This window comes from Streptomyces sp. NPDC051563 (genome assembly GCF_044454225.1).
GTDB lineage: Bacteria > Actinomycetota > Actinomycetes > Streptomycetales > Streptomycetaceae > Streptomyces.
On record NZ_JBITDL010000001.1, the window covers coordinates 102162 to 123019 of the forward strand.

Consider the following 20858-nt stretch of genomic DNA (forward strand, 5'->3'; position numbering starts at 1 on the left):
GATCCGGGTACGCGGGAGGACAGGCAGTGGACTTCACCTTCACCGAGGAGCAGCAGGCCGCCGTCGAGGCGGCCAAGGCCGTGTTCGCGGACGTGGCCCCCGACGGCGTGCCCAGCCCCGCGCTCACCCCGAGGGCGGTGGCCGAGGAGTTCGACCGCGAGCTGTGGGCGAAGCTCGCCGACTCCGACCTGCTGAGCCTGGTCCTCACCGAGGAGCACGGCGGCTCCGGACTCGACGCCATCGCCCTGTGCCTGGTCCTGCGCGAGTCCGCGCGGGTGCTGGCCCGGGTGCCGCTCCTGGAGCACTGCGCCACCGCCATGGCCGTCCAGGCCCACGGCAGCCCCGAGCTGGCGGGCGCCCTGCTGCCCGGCGCCGGGGACGGCAGCCTCGTCCTCACCGTCGCCGCGCACGGCCGCAGCGGCCACGACCCGGCCGAACTGTCCGTCACCGCACGGCGGGAACGACAAGAACGACAAGAAGGTGACACCTGGGTGCTGGAGGGCCTCCAGACGGCCGTCGCCTGGGGCCACAGCGCCGACTGGATCGCGGTACCGGCCCACACCGGGGAGGGCGAGGCCGTCCTCGCGTTCGTCCCCCGGGGCGCGGAAGGCCTCTCCCTCGCCGAGCAGTACTCCACCAGCGGGGAGAAGCTCGCCGAGCTCACCCTCGACGGCGTACGGGTCCCGGCCACGCACCTCATCGACACGCCCGGCGCCTGGGACCACCTGCGCCAGCTCCTGGCCACCGGGACCTGCGCGCTCGCGCTCGGCCTCGGCGAGAACGTGCTCACCATGACCAGCCAGTACACGAGCAAGCGCGAGCAGTTCGGCTTCCCGGTCGCCAGTTTCCAGGCCGTCGCCGTCCAGGCCGCCGACCGCTACATCGACCTGCGCGCCATGGAGGTCACCCTCTGGCAGGCCGCCTGGCGGCTCGACGCCTCCACGGGCGGGGCGGGCGGACCGCTGCCGAGCGCCGGTGACGTGGCCGTGGCCAAGATCTGGGCCTCCGAGGGCGTACGCCGCGTCGTGCAGACCGCCCAGCACCTGCACGGCGGCTTCGGCGCCGACACCGACTACCCGCTGCACCGCTACCACGCCTGGGCCAAGCAGCTGGAGCTCCAGCTCGGCCCGGCCGCGGCCCACGAGGAGGCCCTGGGCGACCTGCTGGCCGCCCACCCCCTCGCCTAGGGCCGAAGGGGGGGGTCAGACGACGAAGCCCGGGGTGCCCGCGTCGGTGACGACCGGGCGGCCCGCGGCCTCCCAGTCCTGCATGCCGCCGGCCACGTTCACGGCGTCGATGTCCTGGCCGCGCAGGTACTGGGCCACCTGGGCGGAGCGTCCGCCGACCCGGCACATCACGTAGACCGGGCGCTCGTCCTCGATCTTCTCGGTCAGCTCACCGATGCGCGCCACGAACTCGCTCATCGGGATGTGCAGGGCGCCCTCGGCATGGCCGGCCGCCCATTCGTCGTTCTCGCGAACGTCGAGGACAAAGGCTTCGGAGGGCAGCGCGGAGGCGGCCACCGAGGGAAGCGGTCCGGAGTTCATGTCTGTCGCCTTCTCTCGTCACGGATAGCTGAGCCAACCTATCCGACCCGGCCCGGCGGTCCGCCCGCCCCGGCCTCACTCCGCCGTGAGCTCCGCCAGCTCCGCCTCGCGCTTCTCGACATCGCCGAGCAGCTGCTCGGCGATCTCCTCCAGCAGCCGGTCCGGGTCCTCCGGGGCCATCCGCAGCATCGAGCCGATCGCGCTCTCCTCGAGGTCCCGGGCCACCACCGACAGCAGCTCCTTGCGGCGCGAGAGCCACTCCAGGCGCTCGTAGAGCTCCTCGCTCTCGCTCAGCCGCTGCTCGGCCGGCGCCGGGCCGGCCGCCCACTCCTCGGCGAGCTCGCGCAGCACCTGCTCCTCGCCGCGCCCGTAGGCCGCGTTGACCCGCGCGATGAACTCGTCGCGCCGCTCGCGCTCGGCCTCGTCCTGGGCCAGGTCGGGATGGGCCTGGCGGACCAGCTCGCGGTAGAGGCGGCGGACCTCCTCCGAGGGCCGCACCCGCTGCGGCGGCCGCACCGGGCGGTCCGTCAGCATCGCGGAGGCATCGTCGGACATCCCGTCCGAGTCCAGCCAGTCGTGGAACAGCTCGTCCACCCCGGGCATCGGCATCACCAGCGAGCGGGCCTCGTGCGCCCGGCGCAGGTCCTCCGGGTTCCCGGTGCGCTGCGCCTTCGCCTCGGCGATCAGCGCGTCCAGCTCGTCGAGCCGCGAGTACATGGGGCCGAGCTTCTGGTGGTGCAGCCGGGAGAAGTTCTCCACCTCCACCCGGAAGGTCTCCACCGCGATCTCGAACTCGATCAGCGCCTGTTCGGCGGCCCGCACGGCGCGCTCCAGGCGCGCCTCGGGACGCTCGTCGGCAGCGGGGCCGGGGCCGGAGCCGGGCTCGGACGCTTCGGGAACAGTCTGCTCGCTCACCCGGCCAGCCTAAGGCCCTGGGGCCCGGGTGTTTCACGTGAAACATCCACCGGTTTCACGTGAAACATCCCGGGCCCCCGGCCCCGGACCCGCGGGGGCTCAGACCCCGGCCTCCGCCGCGATCCGGCCGGAGCGCACCGCCGCCACCAGGACCGCGTGGTCGGCCTCGCTCCGGTCGGCGTAGGCCACGGCGAAGCCGGCCACGGCCTCGTCGAGCTCGTCGCTCTTGCCGCAGTACCCGGACAGCAGCCGCGGATCCGCGCTGTGCGCATGCGCCCGCGCCAGCAGGGCTCCGGTCATCCGCCCGTAGTCGTCGAACTGGTCGGCGGCCAGCGCCGCCGGGTCCACGCTGCCCTTGCGGTTGCGGAACTGGCGGACCTGGAAGGGCCGCCCCTCGACCGTGGTCCAGCCCAGCAGGATGTCGGAGACCACCTGCATCCGCTTCTGCCCGGCCACCACCCGGCGGCCCTCGTGCTCCTCCGGCGGGGAGACGAAGCCGAGCCCGGGCAGGTGCGGCAGCAGTGCGGAGGGCCTGGCCTCCTTCACCTGGAGGACCAGCGCCTCGCCGCGGTGGTCCAGCAGCAGCACCACGTAGGAGCGGGTGCCGACGCTGCCGGTGCCCACCACCCGGAAGGCCACGTCGTGGATCGCGTACCGGGCCAGCAGCGGCAGCCGGTCACCCTGCAGGGTCTCCAGGTACGGGCCCAGCGCGGCCGCCACGGCCGCCGCCTCCCCGTCCCCGACCCGGCGCAGCACGGGCAGCGCGTCCACGAAGGCCCGGCCCCCGTCGGGCGTGAGCTCGGTGGACTTGGCCGCGAACCGGGCGGAGGTGTTGTTGCGGGCCTTCTCCGAGACGCGTTCCAGCGTGCCCAGCAGGTCACGGGCGTCGGTGTGGGAGACCAGCTCCTCGTCCGCGATGGCGTTCCACGCGTCGAGGGCCGGCAGTTTGGCCAGCAGCCGCATCGTGCGCCGGTAGGCGCCCGCCGCGTCGTGCGCGGCCGCCCGACAGGTCTCCTCGTCCGCGCCGGCCACCCGGCCGGCCAGGACCAGCGAGGTGGCCAGCCGCTTGAGGTCCCACTCCCACGGGCCGAAGACGGTCTCGTCGAAGTCGTTGAGGTCGATGACCAGCCGGCCGCGCGCGTCCCCGTACAGGCCGAAGTTGGCCGCGTGGGCGTCCCCGCAGATCTGCGCGCCGATCCCGGTCACGGGGCCGCCGGAGAGGTCGTGGGCCATCAGCCCCGCCGCCCCGCGCAGGAACGCGAAGGGGTTGGCGGCCATCCGGCCGACCCGTATCGGAGCGAGCTCGGGGACCCGCCCGACGTTGGACTCCTCCACCGCCCGCACCGCGTCCGGACGGTCGGCCGGCGCCTCGAACCGCGCGTGAACCGACCGGGGCACCAGCGCACGCAGCGCCTTGCCCGCCTCCCGCGGCGACCCGGCGGCCGACCCGACGGTCTTCGACGCCCCCGCGGCGCGCCGCGCGGCGAACCCCTCGACCACCGGAATCCGTACCTTCGGCTCCGGTCCCACGCCCTGCTGCTGCGCTACCGCCGTCATGCGCCCCGCCCCCTGATCGCCATCGGATTTCGGCCCGACCGTATCTAGAGCCCGGCGTCCCTGGCCAGCAGGGCCGCCTGCACCCGGTTCTCGCATTCCAGTTTCGCCAGGATCCGGCTCACGTACGTCTTCACCGTGGCCTCGCTCATGTGCAGCCGCCGTCCCGCGTCCGCGTTCGACAGCCCCTCCCCCAGCAGCGCGAGCACCCCGCGCTCGCGCTCGCTCAGTTCGGCCACCCGGCGGCGCGCCTCCTCCTCGCGGCCGTCCGTCCGGCCGGAGGCGATCTGGTCCACCACGTGCCGGGTCGCCGCCGGGGAGAGGTACGCGTCCCCCGCGGCGGCCGCCCGTACGGCGCCGATGAGTTCGCCGGGCGCCGAGTCCTTCAGCAGGAACCCGGCGCCGCCGCCGCTGAGCGCCCGCAGCACGTTCTCCTTCTCCCCGAAGGTGGTCAGGATCAGCGCCCGCACCCCGGGGACCGCCCGGCCGAGCTCGGCCAGGGCCGTCAGCCCGTCCATCACCGGCATCTGGATGTCCAGCAGCACCACGTCAGGGGCGTGCGCCCGCGAGAGTTCCACCGCCTCCCGGCCGTTCGCCGCCTCGGCGACGACCTCGATGTCCGCCGCCGAGGTCAGGATCATCCTGATCCCGGCCCGGATCAGCGGTTCGTCGTCAGCGATCACCACGCGGATCACCTTGGCTGTCACCCCTGCTCCTACTGCTTGGCCTGGTACGCCTGCTTCTCGACGAGCTTGCCGTCCTTGAAGCAGAACCGGAAAACGCTGTCGGTGCCCCACTCCTCGGTGCCGTCGTCCGCGAGCAGGGCCACACAGGTGGCGCCCTGCGGGCGCGGCGGCCCCTTCCGTTCGAGTCCCTCGGTCAGGATGCTGTCCCCGCCGGGCAGCCGCGACCGTACCGTGTCCTCCGGCTCGCCCACGTGGATGCCGTCGTAGTCCTCCCGGCTGATCGTCGCATCGCTCACCGAGCCGATCAGCAGCGCCACCGCGGCCCCGATCACGATCAACAGGACCACCACGGCCGCGACCGCGATCCCGCAGCCCATGGCCACTCCCCCGGACCGGGTGCCCCCGCTCAGCAGTTTCCGGTCGATCACGGCCCAGTCCAGCGGCTCCGGGGCGCCGCCCGAGCGGGTCCCCAGCTGCTGTCCGAAGTCGTCGGCGACCCCGCCCGCGGCCCCGCCCGCCGCGCTCTCCTCGGCTCCGGTGATCTCGGCCCCGGCCGGCTCGGTGCCGTACGGGAGCACCCCGGCGACCCGGAATCCGCCCCCCTCCACGGCCCCCGCGTAGACCATGCCGCCGACCAGCCGGGCCCGTTCGCGCAGGCCCGTCAGCCCCTGCCCGCCGGACACCACCTCACCGGCGCCCGGGCCGGCCGCCGGGCCGTTGGCGATCTCCACCACCAGGGAGTCGTCCTCGTAGCGCAGTTCCACCGTGATCGGCGCACCCGGTGCGTGCTTGTAGGCATTGGTCAGCGCCTCCTGCGCGATCCGGTACGCCGCGTGGTCGCACGCCGCGACCAGCGGCCTGGGCTGTCCCGCCGTGGTGAGGCGCACCTCCGTCCCCGCGCTGCGTGCCGACTCCACGATCCCGGCGATGCCCGCCACCCCGCGCGCGGCGGGCTGCGCCTCCTCCACGGGCCGGGGCGCCTCCACCCCGTCGCGCAGGATGCCGACGACCTCGCGCAGCTCGTGCATGGCGGCGACCGAGGCCTGGCGCAGGACGCCCACCGCCTCGCGCTGCCGGTCGGTCAGGACCGGGTCGACCTCCAGCGCACCGGTGTGCACCGAGATCAGCGCGAGCTGGTGGCCGAGGCTGTCGTGCATGTCCTGGGCGATGCGCTGGCGTTCACGCAGCCGGGCCTGCCCCGCGACCATCGCCCGCTCGCGCAGCAGCTGGGCGTTGCGTTCCTGGAGGGCGCGCAGCAGGGTGCTGCGCTGGGACCAGTAGCGGCTGGCCAGTCCGGGCATGACCACCATGGCCAGGAACATGAGCGTGCTGAAGACGGCGATGAGCAGCGGCCGCCCCTGCGACCACTCCCTGACCATGTTGAGGGCGATCGCCGCGACGAAGGCGGCGGTGAAGGCGCCGAGGGCCCGGCCGACGCCGACGATGCGCCGTCCCGCCGACCAGCCGAGCGGGATCGCCACGAGGAAGGCCCCGGGCAGGTACACGCCGACGGCCGAGCCGGCCACCAGCGTGAGCACCGGGAGCCGGCGCCGCAGCAGGGTCAGCAGCACCACGGCCACGGCACTGGCCAGCATCCGCCCCGCGGAGCCCTTGTCGAGTTCCTCGACCCCCAGCCCGAGCAGCACCAGCACCCCGGCCAGCGCCAGATCCCCCGCCAGCATCCGCCGGGTCCAGGGCTCGGGCCCCTTCAGCCAGTCCCGGCCCGCACGCACCCTCGCCGTCACATCCACCCGCCCGACCCTAGACACCGCCCCGGCGCCGGACCGCCCTCTTTCGTCGCGCCCTGCGCAACGAAAGTCTTCTGGCACAGCTCTGACCGTGGGTGGTACGGCCCGGGTGCGGCCCTTGCGTGCCTCCGGGGCAATGCTTCCGGCTTCTCCGGTACAGGCCGCCTTCCTCCTAAGGGGAGTACTCCCCTACCTCTTTGGAGGCAGCATTCCCGCCGTCGGGCCGCTCCGCCTTGTGAGCCTCCTCTCTCCTACCTAAGGTCCTGCCATGACCAGAAGGAATGGATCACGCAGGGAAACCGGCGACGGCGAAGATCGGCGGGTGGAAGGGGCGTGCAGCTAGCGGAACTGAGCGCCGAGATCCACATACCCCTCCGGGTCCTCCAGCTTTACGTGCGCATGGGACTGCTCCCCGCTCTTCCCGCGTACGACGAATCCCATGTGCGCAGAGCCGTATTGGTCAGAACCCTGCTGGACGTCGGCGGCCTTTCCTATTCCTCCGCCCGCCGCGTGGTGCGGAAGATCGACATGGCGCCGCCGCCGATCGGCGAACTGTGCGGGACCATCCAGTACGCCCTGCCCTCGCCCGGCTCGGAGGCGCACGACCAGAATTGGGACCGGGCCCGGGAGCGCGTTCACGCACTGGCCCGGGCGCGGAAGTGGCGGGTGAGTCCGGAGAATCCGGCGTGGCAGACCCTGACACAGACTCTCGTCGCGGTGGAGTGGCTCGGACATGACGATCTGCTGCGCCTTCTGGACACTTATGCGGACGCTTTGGAACCGGTTGTGGCCGCCGAGGTCCGCCTCCTGCACGAACAGCCCGATCCGGAGAGCGCGGCCGCTCACATGGTGACGGGAACCGTTCTCGGAGACGTCGCATTCTCCGCGCTGCGCCGCCTTATCCACGAGCACGCTTCCTCCCAAGAACCGTCCGAATGTCCGTAACCGCAACTACCGTCCAGTAAGTACCTTAAGGTTGACGCCCCTACTGTTGACGTGCATGCTGTTTGGTGATCACTGGAGCCTCCTCCTTCAGACTGAACGACCGCAAGGGGAGGGCGACTTCGGGCTACAGCAAGGGCGGGGGATCTTGCGGTACAACCCAGACGGATACGGGATCGAAGCACCGCACGACACAAGACAAAGGGGGGTGGGCTTAGCAAAGAAATTCCAGGACCAGTTACCGGATTTACTCGAGGATTACCGAAGCACCCTGATCGAGCACCACAATCCATTGGGCTCGAATGCGGAAGCATGGGCCACCTGCAGAGAACAAGCCCAGCACATTCTCGCCGAATGCCTCCGCGCGATGGAGGACGGCACCGAGGAACCCCTCGACACCCATCTCATCGCGAAGACCCGAAGGCTCAGCGGCGCCCGCATCTCGCAGGGAATCGCACCCATTCATTCGGTACGCGCCGGGGCCCTGCTCTTCCAGGTCGCCACGAGCCACCTCATCCGGATCGCCTCGGGCCGGCCGGACGACCAGAACTGCCTGATGAAGATGCTGCCCGTACTGCAGTCGTCGATCACCCAGCGGCTGGAAGCCGGATCGACCGGGCACGACCTCTTCCTGCTCGACGTCGTACGCGACGCCACCCGGCACGGCCGCGACGGCATGGCCCGCGAGATCCACGACCGCATCGGCAGCTCCGCCAGCCTCGCCCTGCGCCAGCTGGAGCTCTACGAGCTCACCCGGCAGCCCTCGGGAACGGACACCAGGCTGGCGGCCCTCAAGCAGGCCATCCTGGAGACGCTGTACACGACGCGGGACATCGTGACGGACCTGCGGACCCGGGCGGAAGCCACCCAGTCCCTCTACGTCTCGCTCTCCGCCTTCGTCAACGCCATGGCCATGGAAGACCTGCGGGTCGACATCCACGTGACCGACCCGGGCGACCTGCTGCCGGACGAACTGACCGAAGACCTCTACCTCATGCTCCGCGAATGCCTGCGCAACGCCTTCACCCACTCCCGCGCCCAGCACATCGACATGGCGGTCCGCGTCGAGGCGGGCCGGGTCGACGCCTCGGTGCGCGACGACGGCAAGGGCTTCGACCCGCACGCCCAGCGGCGGGGAAACGGGCTGTCCTCCCTGACCGAGCGCACCAAACTGCTGGGCGGCCGGCTCACCATCGACAGCTCTCCGGGGCAGGGGGCGGCGATCACGCTGTCCATCCCCTTCGACACGGAGAACCATGCACACGCCTACTGAGCAGCGCCCGGCCGCCGAGCCCCTCCGTATCATCGCCGTCGACGACCACTCACTGCTCCGCCGGGCCCTGTGCGAGCTGATCGATTCGGAGGACGACCTCACCGTCGTCGCCGATACGGACACCTCCGAGGGACTGGCCGAGCTCGTGGAACGCACCAGGCCCCACGTGGTCCTGCTCGACGTGGAGATGCCGGGTCACCACGCGCCCACCGTGGTGCGCGCCCTGACCACGCGCTTCCCCCAGCTGCACGTACTGATCCTGACCATGCACAGCGACGCCCAGCTGGTGCAGGAACTGCTCGCCCACGGAGCCCGCGGCTACCTGCACAAGAGCGTCCCGCGCGAATCGCTGCTCGCGGCGCTGCGCAACACCGCCACGCGCGATCCGCACGTCACGATCGCCCTGCCGAGCAGCGGCGTTCCCACCGTCGGGTTCAGCACCTCGCACCAGACCCTCTCGCCGCGCGAGCGGGAGGTGCTCACCTTCGTCGCCGCCGCCCTGAGCAACCGGCAGATCGCCGTCCGGCTGCGCATCACCGAGGGCACCGTGAAGCGGCACCTGCGCAACGTATTCGAGAAACTCGGCGCCATCTCACGAATCGACGCGGCGAACAAGGCAATTGATGCCCGGCTCATCAGGCGGCCGGGGCCGGAGGACGGGCCGAACGCCGGAAGGAGGTAACACCAAAGTCCGCACAACAGGCCCTCCCGCATGCCTCTTTGAGAGTATTGGGGTTACCCCCAGCGGGTCTGCCCCGGGGGTGGGGCATTCAAATATATTCGAGCCATGTCGACAAAGACGCCCATAATTTCCCATGGAATTGAGCGTTCCACAAGACCGGTATCGCCCTCGTCCGCTTCCCTGAAATGGATCCGGATCCTCCTGCTCTGTTTCCAGGAATCCCGGGCAGTGGTGCAGGCAATTTTCCTGATGCGTTTCCTGCTGGCCGCCACGGCCGGCGCCACGTCCTATCTGACGCTGCCCCCGGCCCTGTTCGGCGGAGCCGGCGTCTGGCTGCTGGCCGCGACGTCCGTCTACCTCTTCAACGGGGTGACGGACGTCGACGAGGACCGGGCCAACGGCTCCACCCGCCCCATCGGACGCGGTGCGCTGTCGCCGGCCGACGCCCGTCGTACCGCACAGGTGATGGGCGCGGTGGCACTGACCGGCGGTGCGTGGATCGGTCCGGCCATGCTCACGGCGACCGCGTGCATGCTCCTCCTCGGATTCGTCTACTCCGCTCCCGGCATCGCCCTCAAGACCAGCACCCCCGGCACCATGGCCACCGTGATCGCCAGCGGCGGTCTCACCTACACCGCCGGCACCGTGTGTTCCGGGAGCCCCGTCTCGCCGTCGCTGATCGCCTTCTGCACCGCGATGTGCCTGTGGATGGGGCTGGTCGGCGCCGTCACGAAGGACTTCTCCGACGCCGCGGGCGACGCCCGGCACGGCCGCCGCAACTGGACGGTCCTGTGGGGGTACGCCAGGACGGCCGCGGTCGTCTCGGTGAGCGCCGTGACGGTGGGGGCGGGGCTGCTGGTGTCCGCCCTCGTGCTGTCCGCACCGCAGCTGCTGGCCCCCGCGTTCGTCGTGCTCGGCGGGTCGCTGGCTCTGGCGGCCGCGGCGCTCACGGGGCACGCGGACCACTCGCGCTCCCGGCGCAGGCTGCCCTACCGGATGTTCATGGTCACGCAGTACGCGGCGCATCTCGTCGCTTTCGCCCAGCCCATCGGCTGAACGACAACGGGGGAACCACAGTGAGGCACAGTCAGATCCCACCCCGGGCGGCCGCCCGCCCGGACGAGCGAACCGGCACCGCCCTGGGCCACGACGGTTTCGGCATCCGCATCCTCGGCCCGCTGGAAGCGGTCAACGGCCCCTCGGCGCACCGCCCGCGCGGCCCCAAGGTGCGCAAGCTGCTCGCCCTGCTGGCCGTCCGCGCCGGCGACATCGTCGAGGTGGACACGCTCGTCGAGGAGCTGTGGGACGGATCGCCGCCGCCCACCGCGGTCAGCACGGTCCGTACGCACATCTACCACCTGCGCCAGGAGCTGGGACGGGAACTGGGCGCCGCCGACGTCCGTCGCGTCATCGCCACCGAGGGCACGGGGTACGCGCTGTGCCTGGCCCCCGGCCGCCTCGACCTGGAGCAGTTCACCCAGCTGTACGGACAGGCCCGCACCGACCTGCGCGCCGGCAACGCCGAAGCCGCGCTGGAGCGGCTGGACACCGCGCTCGGCCTCTGGCGGGGCCGCGCCCTGGCCGATGTGAGCCGGGGCCGCGTACTGACCGGCCACGGCGCCCGGATCGAGGAACTCCGGTCCCGAGCACAGCAGTTGTGGGTCGAGGTCATCATGGTCCTGGGGCGCCACGGCGAGGTCGTACCGGAACTGCTGCGGCTGGTCGCGGTGGATCCGCTGAACGAATGGCTGCACGCCCGCCTCATAGACGCCCTGTACCGCAGCGGCCGCCGGGGCGACGCCCTGCGCGCCTTCCACCACGTACGCAACGTACTGGCCGAGGAGTTGGGCCTGGAGCCCTCCGACGACCTGCGCCGCCTCCAGCACCACATCCTGGCCGGCGGAGCGGCCGCGTGAGCATCCGGATCTGGACCGTCCCCACCGCCGACGCGGCGGCCTGGGCGCCGTACGAGGAGGCGTACGCGGTGATGGACGCCCGCGAGCGGCACCGGCTGGCCCGCTTCGGCCGGGCCACCGACCGGCTGCGCTACCTGGCCATCCACCACGTCTACCGCAGCCTGCTCGGCCGGGAACTCGGCATCCACCCGGCCGAGGTGGCCTTCCGCCGGTCCTGCGCCCGCTGCGAGAGCCGGGAACACGGCCGGCCCGTGCCCTACGCACCGGACGGGACCACCCTGTCGGTGAGCCTGTCCCATTCGGCGGCGTACGCGGTCGTCGCGATCGGCGACAACCCGGACGTCCCGGTCGGAGTGGACATCGAGCGGGTCCGGCCGCACATGGACTGGAGCCGCATCCCCTGCGTCCAGGGCGTGCGCACGACCCACGGCTTCGAGCAGTGGACACGGGCCGAGGCGCTCGTGAAGGCCGCGGGCACCGGCCTGGAGGGCGACCCGCCCCGCTACACCGGGCAGGCCTTCGGGCCCTGGCGGGCCGCCCTCGTCCCGGGCTCGGCCCGGGACTGGTACGTGCGCAGCATCCGCTCCCCCGAGGGATACGCGGCTTCGGTGGCGTCCGCGAGCGCGGACGCACGGGTCACCGTCGCCCCGTGGCGGCCCTGACGGGCGGCGGCGCCGGAGAACAAAAGGAAGAGGACAGCAGGAAGGAGGGCGGCCCCCGGGAAGTTCCGGGGGCCGCCCTCCTTCCTGCCGGTCGACCCCTCAGCGCAGCAGGACGCAGCTGGGGCTGGGTACCGGGAGCGGGGGCGCGGCCGGGGTGAGCCGGCCGGTGGCCGGGTCCAGGCGGAAGGCGCTGACCGACTGCCCGGCCTGGTTGGCCGTGTACACGTACCGGTCGGAGGCGTCGAGGGCCACGTCCCGCGGCCAGCGGGTGCCCGGCGCCTTGGCGGTGACGGGCTGGGACTCCACGAGCGCGAGGCTGCGGCCCGCGTTGCCCACCCGGAAGGACTCGACGGTGTCGAGCCCCCGGTCGGCGGTGATCAGGAGCCCGCCGTCGCGCGTGAGGTGCACGGCGGAGGGGGCGTTGCGCGGGTTGATCCCGGGCGGTGCGACGGATGCGTGGGAGACCGGGCGGAGCTCTCCGGTGCCGGCCGCGTAGGACAGCACGGTGACGGTGTGCCCGAGCTCGTTGGTCACGTAGGCGAGGTCTCCGCGCGGGTGGAAGACCAGGTGCCGCGGGCCGATGCCGCTGCCGAGCCGGACCCGGCCGGCCGGGCGCAGGGCGCCGGTGGCGGAGTCGAAATCGTAGACGTGGACGTGGTCGTCGCCCTTGTCGGGGACCAGCACCCGACGGCCCGCCGGATCGAAGGCGATCATGTGCGGATGCGGGCCGCGCTGCTCCTCGGGGTGCGGGCCGCGGCCGTCGTGGCGTACGACGGTCACGGCCTCGGCCAGCGATCCGTCGGCCGCGACGGGCAGGACGGCGATGTGCCCCGAGTCGTAGTTGGCGGTGAGCAGGAAGCGGCCCTCGGGATGGACCGCGAGGTGCACCGGCGCCGCGCCCGCGCTGGAGCGGGGGATCCCGAGCGGATGGAGCCGGTCCCCGTCGATCCGGTACGCGTGGACGGCTCCGGTGGCTCCGTCCGGGAGCTGGCTGACGGCGTAGAGGCGGGACCCGTCGGGCGCGAGCGTGAGGAAGGAGGGGTTCTCGATCCCCCGCTGCCACCTCCTGACGTCGAGCCGGCCGTCGGCGCCGACGGCGGCGATGCCGATGCCGGGAAGCCCCGGCAGTCCGTACTCGCCGATCGTGAAGCCGCCGATGTAGGCGTGGCGGGCATCCGGACGGGGTGCTTCGCCCGCGGCGGTGGACATGCCGGTCCAGCCGATCCCCGCGAGGGCGCCCGCCCCGGCGAGCGCGAGGAATCCGCGCCGGTCGTAGGAGGAGGCGGAAGACGAAGAAGGAGAGGAAGAAGGAAGGGAAGAGCGGCGGTTCACAGGGCGGCTCCGAAGATCAGCCCGGGTGCGAGCAGGACGGCGAGCCCTCCGCCGCCCAGGGCCAGCAGGACCTGCCACCCGGTGCGCAGGTTCCTGATCCGGGCCCGGCGGCGGGCCAGGGCGAGCACCGCGACCGACGCCGCCCAGGCGGGCAGTGCGATGCGCAGGCTGACCTCGCCGGTGAACAGCAGTCCGGCGCGGGCCGTGATGCACCCTGCGGCCGAGCACCCGCCGGGCGGCTCGGCGGAGGACCACAGGACCCCGAACCCGAGGAGCAGCAGCGGGGCGACGGCGGCGAGTCCGGTGGTCCACACGTAGGGCGACAGTCCGGTGCTCCGGCGGGCCCGCCGCCGGGTGACGGCGAAGGCGGCCAGGGCGGGCACCCACCCCGTCAGCACGCCGAACAGCCCCGCGTGCGCGGCCTCCGAGAGCGCGGCCCAGGCGCCGTCGGCCCCCCAGCCGCCCCGCGGCAGGGCCAGCAGGCCGGTGGCGGCGGCGAGTCCGGCCGCGGTGTGCGCCCATGTCCGGGCGAAGGAGGGGGCGCCGGCCCAGCCGACGAACACACCGGCCAGCGAGACCAGGAGCACGGGCGGGCCCGCGGTCACCCCCCAGGGCAGCGGAAACCCGGGCAGGCCGTCGCCCAGGGGGGCCGACCAGCTCCCCCAGTCGCCGAACAGGGCCGCCAGGACGGCGGTGACACAGGCGGCGACGGCGCCGGCGTGCTGCACCCGGTCGGTCTCGGCCCGGGCCCGCTCGGCCCGTTCGGCCTCCGCCCGGGCCCGCACGGCCCAGTCGGCCCCCGAACGGACAAGCTCCACCCGGCCCGCATCCACCCGGTCGGCCTCGGCCCGGCCCGCATCCGCCCGGTCCGCCTCGGCCCGATCCGCCTCACCTCCGGCCTCCCGGGCTTCCCCGGCCAGGACCAGCGCCACGCCCCTGGACCGGAACGGGGGAGATCCGGGGACGGGGCGCGGCGCTGCCTGCGGGATCGCCGGGCCGGTGGAAGCCGGCCCGGTCGCGGCCCCGTGGGCGGCCTCGGAGGGGGGTCGGGGGGCCGTCCCCTCCGAGGCGGTTCGTGGTGTCGGGCCGGGGGCGCCGGCGGCTATGTCCGCCTCCGGCTCCGCGGCCCCCTTCGCGGTCGCGGGGCGCCCGGCGGCGGACGCTCCGGCGGGCCGGGCCGTGGTCATCGCCCGGCCTCGGCGGCGTGGGCGGCTCCGGCGGTGTCGCCGGCGCGGGCGGCGCCGTCCTGCGGCGCAGGGCCCGTACGCTCCTCGGCCGCGGACTCGCGGAAGCCGTAGCGGGACCACCAGCGGGCCAGCGGGGCCGGTGCCCACCACGCCCACTTGCCCATCAGGGCCATGGTGGCGGGCACGAGCAGGCCCCGGACCACGGTCGCGTCGACGACCACCGCGATCACCAGGCCGACCCCGATCATCTTCATGAACAGGATGGACGAGGTCGTGAAGCCGCCGACCACCACGACGAGCAGCAGCGCGGCACTGGTGATGATCTTCGCGGTGCGCTGGAGCCCGATGGCCATCGACTCCACGGGGTCACCACTGGCCTCCCACTCCTCGCGGACCCGGGAGAGCAGGAAGACCTCGTAGTCCATGGCCAGGCCGAAGGCGATCGCCACGATGAGGACGGGGAAGTTGGCGTCCACGGCCCCGATGGGTTCGAAGCCGAGCAGCCCGGAGAGGTGGCCGTCCTGGAAGATCCACTTGATGGCGCCGAAGGTGGCCAGGAGCGACAGCAGGTTCAGGATCACGGACTTGAGCGGGAGCAGCACCGAGCCGAAGGCCAGGAAGAGCACCAGGAAGGACACGACCGCCACGAACAGGGCCATCCACGGAAGACGTCCGCCGATCATGCCGACGATGTCCACGCGGGAGGCCGGCATCCCGGTCACCAGGGTCTTCGCGCCCTCCGGCGCGGCGGTGTCCCGGACCCCGTGGACCAGGTCCACGGCCGGGCGGGACATCGGGTCCGGCGCGTACCGCACCGTCACCCGGGCGTCGTTGCCCGCGAAGGCCGTGGGCGTCGCGGACGTCACGCCCTCGACCCGCTCCAGCCGGTCCGCGTACGCCTGCACCGCGCCGCGGTCGGCCGGGCCGTCGAAGCGGACCACCGAGGTCATGATCCGGCCGGGGTTGGTGTCGAAGTCGGCGGCCAGGGTCTTGCTGACGACCTTGGCGTCCCCGCTCGACGGCAGCACCCACTCGCCCGGCCGGGCCCAGTTGACGCCGAGCAGCGGCGCACCGAGGCCGACCAGGACGGCGACGATCGCCAGCGAGGACAGCAGCGGTTTGCGCATGACCGCGTGGGCGGTCCGGTACCAGCGCCCCTGCGTCAGCGGCTTCGCCGCCGCGCCCCGGCCGCCCGGCAGCGGGACCCGCCACTTGTCGATGCGGTGTCCCGTGTAGCGCAGCAGCGCGGGGAGCAGCGTCAGCGAGCCGATGACCGCGAAGGAGACCACGGCCACGGCGGCGTAGCCCATCGAGGACAGGAACCGCGAGGGGAAGAGGGCCAGGCCCGCGAAGGAGATCGCCACGGCGAGCCCGGAGAAGGCGACCGTGCGTCCGGCCGTGGCCGTGGCGCGGTGTACCGCGGTGTCCACGTCGGCGCCGGCGTGCAGTTCCTCGCGGAAGCGGTTGACCAGGAAGAGCGCGTAGTCGATGGCCAGTCCGAGGCCCAGGATCGTGATGACGTTGATGACGGTGCTGGAGATCTCGGTGAACATCGTCAGCACGCGCAGCACCACGAAGGAGCCGAGCGCCACGAAGGTGCCGACCGCCAGGGGCAGCAGCGCGGCGACGGCACTGCGGAAGATCAGCACGAGCAGGACGAGCAGGATCGGGATCGAGAGCATCTCGGCCCGGGCGATGTCCGAGCCGGTCAGGGCGTTGACCTGCTCGGTCATCGCGGCCACGCCGCCGAAGCGGGCGGTGACCCCGTCGGCCTCGAACCGCTCCTTGATCTTCGTCAGCGCCTCGACCTGGTGCTGGTCGTTGTCGTCGGCGAACTGCACGGTCGCGTACATGCGGGTGTGGTCCCGCGACAGGTAGGCGTCGGCGCCCTGGGTGCCCGGGTCCCAGAAGGAGTTCAGGCGGGCGATGCCCCCGCGCGGGACCCCGTCGAGCGCCGAGCGGACGGCGCCGCCGAACTCCTCGGCGGTCCGGCCGGCGGTCTTCGACTCGTAGAGGACGATCACGTCGTTGGACTCGCGTCCCAGCGGGCCGTCGAGAACCTTGTCGGCCTCGACCGACTCACTGGCCGGGTCGTCGAATCCGGCACCGCCGGTGAACGAGCCGAAGACGCCGGTACCCCACACGCCGGCGAACAGCGTGAAGACGACCGCCGCGATCACGACCCATTTGCGACGCCGCGCGGTGAATGCTCCGATGGCGGCAAACAATTTTCTCTCCCTGGCTGGTATCGCTTGTGCTGAGGCTTGCTGAATAGGTCCGACCCCGCGCAGGTTCGGTTCACGACTCTTTCAGAGCCGGTCATCCCGCGGAATGCACATTCGGGTTGTTCGCTATACCTCTTTCGACACATTCCCGGCCGCGCCGCGCACGGAAAGGGTGAGCCGGGTGGTGAGCCGGGTGGTGCGCCGCTGCGCGAGCGAAGCGGCCACTCCCACCACGAGCGACAGTCCGAGACCGATGGCCACCGAGTGGACCGGGTCGTCGCTGATCGCGCCGCCGAAATAGCCCACCCCCACGGAGTACGCGGTCCATATCAGCTCCGCGAGGGCGGCCCCGGAGGCGAACCTGCCGAGGGGGTACCCGGCGGCGCCCGCCGAGAGCCCGCCCAGGAGCCGTCCGCTCGGCAGGAAGCGCACGCCGACCACGAAGGGGAACCCGCGCCGGCGCACCTGCCCGGACATCCACTCGAAGAGCTCGCCGCGCCGTCCGCGCGTCACGGCGCCCAGCCGCGCCCGCCTCCCGAGGATCCGGCCGAGGCGGTGTATCAGCAGGTCACCGAGGAGCGCGCTGCCGGCCACGGACAGCACGACCAGGACGATCGACATCTCCCCCTGCGCCGCGAGCACCCCGCTGGTGACCAGCAGGACGCTGTTCGGCAGCAGCGGCGGCAGGGTCGTGATCGCCAGGATCGCGTAGGCCCAGCAGGCCCAGGCCGACAGGTTCCCCGCCATGCCGGAGGTGACGTCGACCCAGGCCACGATCGCGTTGATGTCCACGGCCTTCCTCCATCCCTTCGACCCCGGCCACGAGGGGTCCGGGGGCTGCCGGCGCTACCACTTTCGAGGCATGCGCCGGGTCATTGGTGAGTGATGACCCCAGGTCGGCAGGTCATTAGCGTCGGAACGGCAGCGGACGAACGCGCCTCCACATGAACTGTAACCTAAGGTATCGATAGATTCACTATCACCTTTGACCAGCCCAGGGCAGGCGCACATGACCGACGTGATGCTGTTCCTCAAGGAGTTCGCCCGGACCCGGCGGGACACGGGAGCCATCGCTCCCAGCAGTCCCTTACTGGCCCGGGCCCTCACCCGCTACGTGATCCCCAGCCCGGGCAGGCCGCGCGCCGTGCTCGAAGTCGGCCCCGGCACCGGCGCCGTCACCCGGCACATCCAGCCGGCGCTGGGACCCCTCGACACCCTCGAACTGATCGAGCCCAACCCGCGGTTCGCCGACCTGCTGCGGCACTCCTACCGGGACGACCCGCGCATAGGCCTGCTGCCGGGCCTGGTCCAGGACCACGAACTCGGCGCGTACGACACGATCGTGTGCGGCCTGCCCTTCGCGAACTTCGAGGCCCCGATCGTGGAGGACATCCTCAAACAGCTGCTGGACGCCCTGAACCCGGGCGGCACGCTGTCCTTCTTCGCGTACGCCGGAATCCCGCCCCTGCGCCGGGCCCTCACCTCGGGCGAGACGCGCGAACGCACCCTGGGCACCCAGGCGGTACTGGAACGGACCCTGCGGCGCCACCGGTTCCGCACCGAGACGGTGCTGCTGAACGTCCCGCCCGCCCACGTGCACCACCTGGCCCTGGCGGCACCCGCATCCGCACCGGCGCTCGCCTACAGCGCCTGATCCTCCGCCCGGGCGGACACCCGCCCCGACGCGTCCTCCTGAGCGATGCGGCGCAGGGCCGACATGGCCGCGTCGCCGAGGAGGGTGCCGAGGACGACGCCCTCCACCTTCCCGTCCACACCGGGCACCCGGGCGAGGGCGGCCAGCTCGGCGCCGGCCAGGCGTCCGGCCACGGCCGCGTACTCGTCGAGCAGGGCCAGCAGATCGCCCCGGCCCAGGTCGCGGTAGGTCACGACGATCTGGACCAGCGCCTTCCAGCCCGGGTTCTCGGGCTTGACCGCCCAGCCCTGGCGCCGCACCAGCTCCTCGACGGCGCGTTCGGCACCCGCCCAGTCGCCGTCCGGATTCGGGTCGGCCACGGCGCGGGTGACCGCGGACTGGGCGACGCCGAGCATGCCGTGGACCGTGCGGTGGGGCGAGTCGACCTCGGCGAGCACCTCGCGGACGGCGGCGATCGACAGACCGCCGACCTCCAGCATCGCCCGGATCAGCCTCAGCCGGTGCGCGTGCGCCTCGGAGTAGCTCACCTGGTTGGGGCTCGTCCGCTCTCCGGACGGCAACAGCCCTTCACGGGCGTAGTACTTGACCGTCGCTACCGAAACTCCGGTACTCCGCGCCAGCTCTCCGATACGCATTCCACCAGGATACTGCGTTTCCCCTCCGCGTTTACCCCCCGGCCACCACAACCCGGACACGGTCCACGGCATCCGCGAATTGCCCAGCTTTTATCGGTCTTGAATTTGCGCACGATCACGCTTCCATGCCGGACTGCAAGGCTCGGTCCGTACCCAAACTCCCCTCTCGGAAGCCGAAGAAACCGGCCGAAGAACCCAGCCGAAGGAATCAGGTATGACCACAGAAGTGGTTCCGGAGCTTCCCTCGGAGCCCGGCGATCTCACCTACGGACGCACCGTGGACCGCTCCCTGGTCCACCGGGCCGCCGTCTCCGAGGTCTTCGTCACCGACATCCGGCCCCTGACCGCCCTGCGCGTGCGCACCGCGGTCCAACTGCCCCTGACGCACGGCTACTACAGCGACCACGTGCAGCAGCCGGCCCTCTACGACGCCCTGCTGCTCTTGGAGTCGGGCCGCCAGGCCGCGATCGCCGGATCGCACGCCCACATGGGCCTGTCCCAGGGCACCACGATGATCGTCGACAGCTTCCGCATGAACCTGTACGGCCTCGCGGCGCTGAAGACCGGCCCGAAGCCGGGACGGCTGCGCATCGACACCGAGTACTCCGGCAAGGCGAACCGGCGCGGCCGGGTCCGCAAGGGCATGGTCGCCCAGCGGTACTTCATGGACGGCGTCGAGGTCGGCGAGCACGAGATGGACGTGCTCTTCCTCAACCCGCACGAGAACGAAGTGCTGCGGCACGCCCAGCGCGGCACCCCGGCGCCCCTGACCTCGGACTACGGCCGCCACGGACCGGGCGACGACGGCAGCGGACAGCTGCGGCCCGAACAGGTCGGCCGGGGCAACCCCCTCAACGTCGTGCTGTCCCGCGCCGAGCGGGCGCCGGAGCCGGTCACGGCCCGGTTCACGGCCCGGGTCACGCCCCGCTTCGACAACCGCGCGCTCTTCGACCACGTCTACGACCACCTCCCCGCCATGACCCTCGTCGAGGCCGCCCGCCAGCTCGCCCTGGTCGCCACCGGCGAACCCCTGGCCACGTACGCCGTCGGCTTCGAGGCCCGGTTCGACCGGTTCGCCGAACTGGACGACACCGTCCTGGCCGCGGCGGACCTCCCCTCCGGGGACGAGTTCACCGAGGGCGCGCCCGGCACCGTTCCGGTGCGCTTCGTCCAGGCCGGCGAGCAGATCGCCCACGTCACCGTCACCACCGCATCCGGGAGCCAACTGTGAGTACGCGGCGCATTGCCGTCTGGACCGACTTCGGCGGTGTCCTGACACCCCCGATCTCCCACACGATGGCCGCCTTCTGCGCGGCGCAGGACCTCGACCAGCAGATCCTCGGGCAGGCCCTCGGCAAGGTCACCGCCCGCTACGGCACGACCGACCCGATGGAACCCATCGACACCCCCCTCATCACCGAGGAGGCGTGGCTCGACGAGATCTCCGCCGTGCTCGCGGCCGATCACGGGATCACCGGCCGCAAGCTGACGACCCTCGCCGACACCTGGTTCGACGGCCGCGAGACCAACCACGCGTGGGTGGCCGAGCTGCGCAAGGCGCGCGAGTCCGGAGCCTTCGTCGGGATGGTCTCGAACATGGTCCCCACCTGGGACGCCCACTGGCGCCGCATGGTCGACGTGGACGAGCTCTTCGAGGACGTCCTGCTCTCCTTCGAGGTCGGCCACCGCAAGCCCTCGCCCGCCATGTTCGCGCTCGCCGCGGAGCGGGCCGGGGTCCCCGCCGCCGACTGCGTCCTGATCGACGATCTCGCGCACAACGTCGCCGGAGCCGAGGCCGCCGGCTGGACGGCGATCCACTTCACCGACACGGGCGCGGCGGCGGACCGGCTGAACGCCCTGCTGGCCGCGGCCCGCACGTAGCCCAGGCCGCAGCCCGTAC

The 20858-nt window shown here is 72.4% G+C and carries 20 protein-coding genes; 10 read left to right on the forward strand and 10 right to left on the reverse strand.

Annotated elements, in window-relative coordinates:
• The first annotated feature begins 26 nt into the window (after positions 1-26).
• On the forward strand, positions 27-1187 hold the full coding sequence (locus ACIA8F_RS00475) for an acyl-CoA dehydrogenase family protein (protein WP_399375949.1): 1161 nt from the start codon (positions 27-29) through the stop codon (positions 1185-1187).
• Between the two features lie 15 nt (positions 1188-1202).
• Here the strand turns inward: ACIA8F_RS00475 and ACIA8F_RS00480 are convergent, their stop codons facing one another.
• The 5 genes from ACIA8F_RS00480 to ACIA8F_RS00500 all read right to left on the reverse strand — a co-directional run bounded on the left by ACIA8F_RS00480 (position 1203) and on the right by ACIA8F_RS00500 (position 6453).
• Positions 1203-1547: a rhodanese-like domain-containing protein gene (locus ACIA8F_RS00480; RefSeq protein ID WP_250738739.1), complete on the reverse strand. Its 345-nt coding sequence runs from the start codon at positions 1545-1547 to the stop codon at positions 1203-1205.
• 75 nt (positions 1548-1622) lie between these two features.
• Positions 1623-2462 carry a J domain-containing protein gene (locus tag ACIA8F_RS00485; protein WP_399375950.1) on the reverse strand — a complete coding sequence of 280 codons (840 nt, stop codon included), beginning with the start codon at positions 2460-2462 and terminating at the stop codon, positions 1623-1625.
• Between the two features lie 99 nt (positions 2463-2561).
• Positions 2562-4019 (reverse strand): DUF2252 domain-containing protein, encoded by a 1458-nt coding sequence (locus ACIA8F_RS00490; RefSeq protein ID WP_399375951.1) that lies wholly within the window; start codon positions 4017-4019, stop codon positions 2562-2564.
• Between the two features lie 44 nt (positions 4020-4063).
• Entirely contained in the window at positions 4064-4723 is a 660-nt protein-coding gene (locus ACIA8F_RS00495) for a response regulator (RefSeq protein WP_399375953.1), read from the reverse strand.
• A gap of 8 nt (positions 4724-4731) precedes the next feature.
• Entirely contained in the window at positions 4732-6453 is a 1722-nt protein-coding gene (locus ACIA8F_RS00500) for a sensor histidine kinase (protein WP_399375954.1), read from the reverse strand.
• Positions 6454-6783: 330 nt separating this feature from the next.
• Here ACIA8F_RS00500 and ACIA8F_RS00505 point away from each other — a divergent pair, with 330 nt between their 5' ends.
• The 6 genes from ACIA8F_RS00505 to ACIA8F_RS00530 all read left to right on the forward strand — a co-directional run bounded on the left by ACIA8F_RS00505 (position 6784) and on the right by ACIA8F_RS00530 (position 11925).
• Positions 6784-7395, forward strand: coding sequence for a MerR family transcriptional regulator (locus ACIA8F_RS00505; RefSeq protein ID WP_399375955.1), 612 nt, complete (start codon positions 6784-6786; stop codon positions 7393-7395).
• 364 nt (positions 7396-7759) lie between these two features.
• Complete coding sequence (locus tag ACIA8F_RS00510) at positions 7760-8665, forward strand: sensor histidine kinase (protein WP_399375956.1); 906 nt, start codon at positions 7760-7762, stop codon at positions 8663-8665.
• Positions 8649-9347, forward strand: coding sequence for a response regulator (locus tag ACIA8F_RS00515; protein ID WP_399375957.1), 699 nt, complete (start codon positions 8649-8651; stop codon positions 9345-9347). The genes ACIA8F_RS00510 and ACIA8F_RS00515 overlap by 17 nt, the downstream gene beginning before the upstream one ends.
• 228 nt (positions 9348-9575) lie before the next feature.
• Positions 9576-10403, forward strand: coding sequence for a UbiA family prenyltransferase (locus ACIA8F_RS00520; RefSeq protein WP_399375958.1), 828 nt, complete (start codon positions 9576-9578; stop codon positions 10401-10403).
• A 20-nt stretch (positions 10404-10423) separates the two neighbouring features.
• The gene (locus ACIA8F_RS00525; protein ID WP_399375959.1) at positions 10424-11263 is read left to right on the forward strand and encodes a BTAD domain-containing putative transcriptional regulator; all 840 of its coding nucleotides are present in this window, start codon (positions 10424-10426) and stop codon (positions 11261-11263) included.
• Positions 11260-11925 carry a 4'-phosphopantetheinyl transferase family protein gene (locus ACIA8F_RS00530; RefSeq protein ID WP_399375960.1) on the forward strand — a complete coding sequence of 222 codons (666 nt, stop codon included), beginning with the start codon at positions 11260-11262 and terminating at the stop codon, positions 11923-11925. The genes ACIA8F_RS00525 and ACIA8F_RS00530 overlap by 4 nt, the downstream gene beginning before the upstream one ends.
• A gap of 99 nt (positions 11926-12024) precedes the next feature.
• Here ACIA8F_RS00530 and ACIA8F_RS00535 read toward each other — a convergent pair whose 3' ends face one another.
• The 4 genes from ACIA8F_RS00535 to ACIA8F_RS00550 all read right to left on the reverse strand — a co-directional run bounded on the left by ACIA8F_RS00535 (position 12025) and on the right by ACIA8F_RS00550 (position 17461).
• Positions 12025-13257, reverse strand: coding sequence for a lactonase family protein (locus ACIA8F_RS00535; RefSeq protein ID WP_399375961.1), 1233 nt, complete (start codon positions 13255-13257; stop codon positions 12025-12027).
• Positions 13254-14189, reverse strand: coding sequence for a hypothetical protein (locus ACIA8F_RS00540; RefSeq protein ID WP_399375962.1), 936 nt, complete (start codon positions 14187-14189; stop codon positions 13254-13256). The genes ACIA8F_RS00535 and ACIA8F_RS00540 overlap by 4 nt, the downstream gene beginning before the upstream one ends.
• A gap of 251 nt (positions 14190-14440) precedes the next feature.
• Entirely contained in the window at positions 14441-16672 is a 2232-nt protein-coding gene (locus ACIA8F_RS00545; RefSeq protein WP_399375963.1) for an MMPL family transporter, read from the reverse strand.
• Positions 16673-16795: 123 nt separating this feature from the next.
• Entirely contained in the window at positions 16796-17461 is a 666-nt protein-coding gene (locus ACIA8F_RS00550) for a DedA family protein (protein ID WP_399375964.1), read from the reverse strand.
• A 217-nt stretch (positions 17462-17678) separates the two neighbouring features.
• Between ACIA8F_RS00550 and ACIA8F_RS00555 the strand changes: the two genes are divergently transcribed.
• Positions 17679-18323, forward strand: coding sequence for a class I SAM-dependent methyltransferase (locus ACIA8F_RS00555; RefSeq protein ID WP_399375965.1), 645 nt, complete (start codon positions 17679-17681; stop codon positions 18321-18323).
• Here the strand turns inward: ACIA8F_RS00555 and ACIA8F_RS00560 are convergent.
• A complete protein-coding gene (locus tag ACIA8F_RS00560) occupies positions 18311-18958 on the reverse strand; it encodes a MerR family transcriptional regulator (RefSeq protein ID WP_399375966.1) in 648 nt (215 codons plus the stop codon). The two genes, ACIA8F_RS00555 and ACIA8F_RS00560, sit on opposite strands and share 13 nt — an antisense overlap.
• Positions 18959-19172: 214 nt before the next feature.
• Here ACIA8F_RS00560 and ACIA8F_RS00565 point away from each other — a divergent pair, with 214 nt between their 5' ends.
• Both ACIA8F_RS00565 and ACIA8F_RS00570 read left to right on the forward strand, forming a co-directional pair.
• Complete coding sequence (locus ACIA8F_RS00565; protein WP_399375967.1) at positions 19173-20189, forward strand: AfsA-related hotdog domain-containing protein; 1017 nt, start codon at positions 19173-19175, stop codon at positions 20187-20189.
• The gene (locus ACIA8F_RS00570) at positions 20186-20839 is read left to right on the forward strand and encodes an HAD family hydrolase (RefSeq protein WP_399375968.1); all 654 of its coding nucleotides are present in this window, start codon (positions 20186-20188) and stop codon (positions 20837-20839) included. Before ACIA8F_RS00565 ends, ACIA8F_RS00570 begins: the two co-directional genes overlap by 4 nt.
• Positions 20840-20858: the final 19 nt, after the last annotated feature.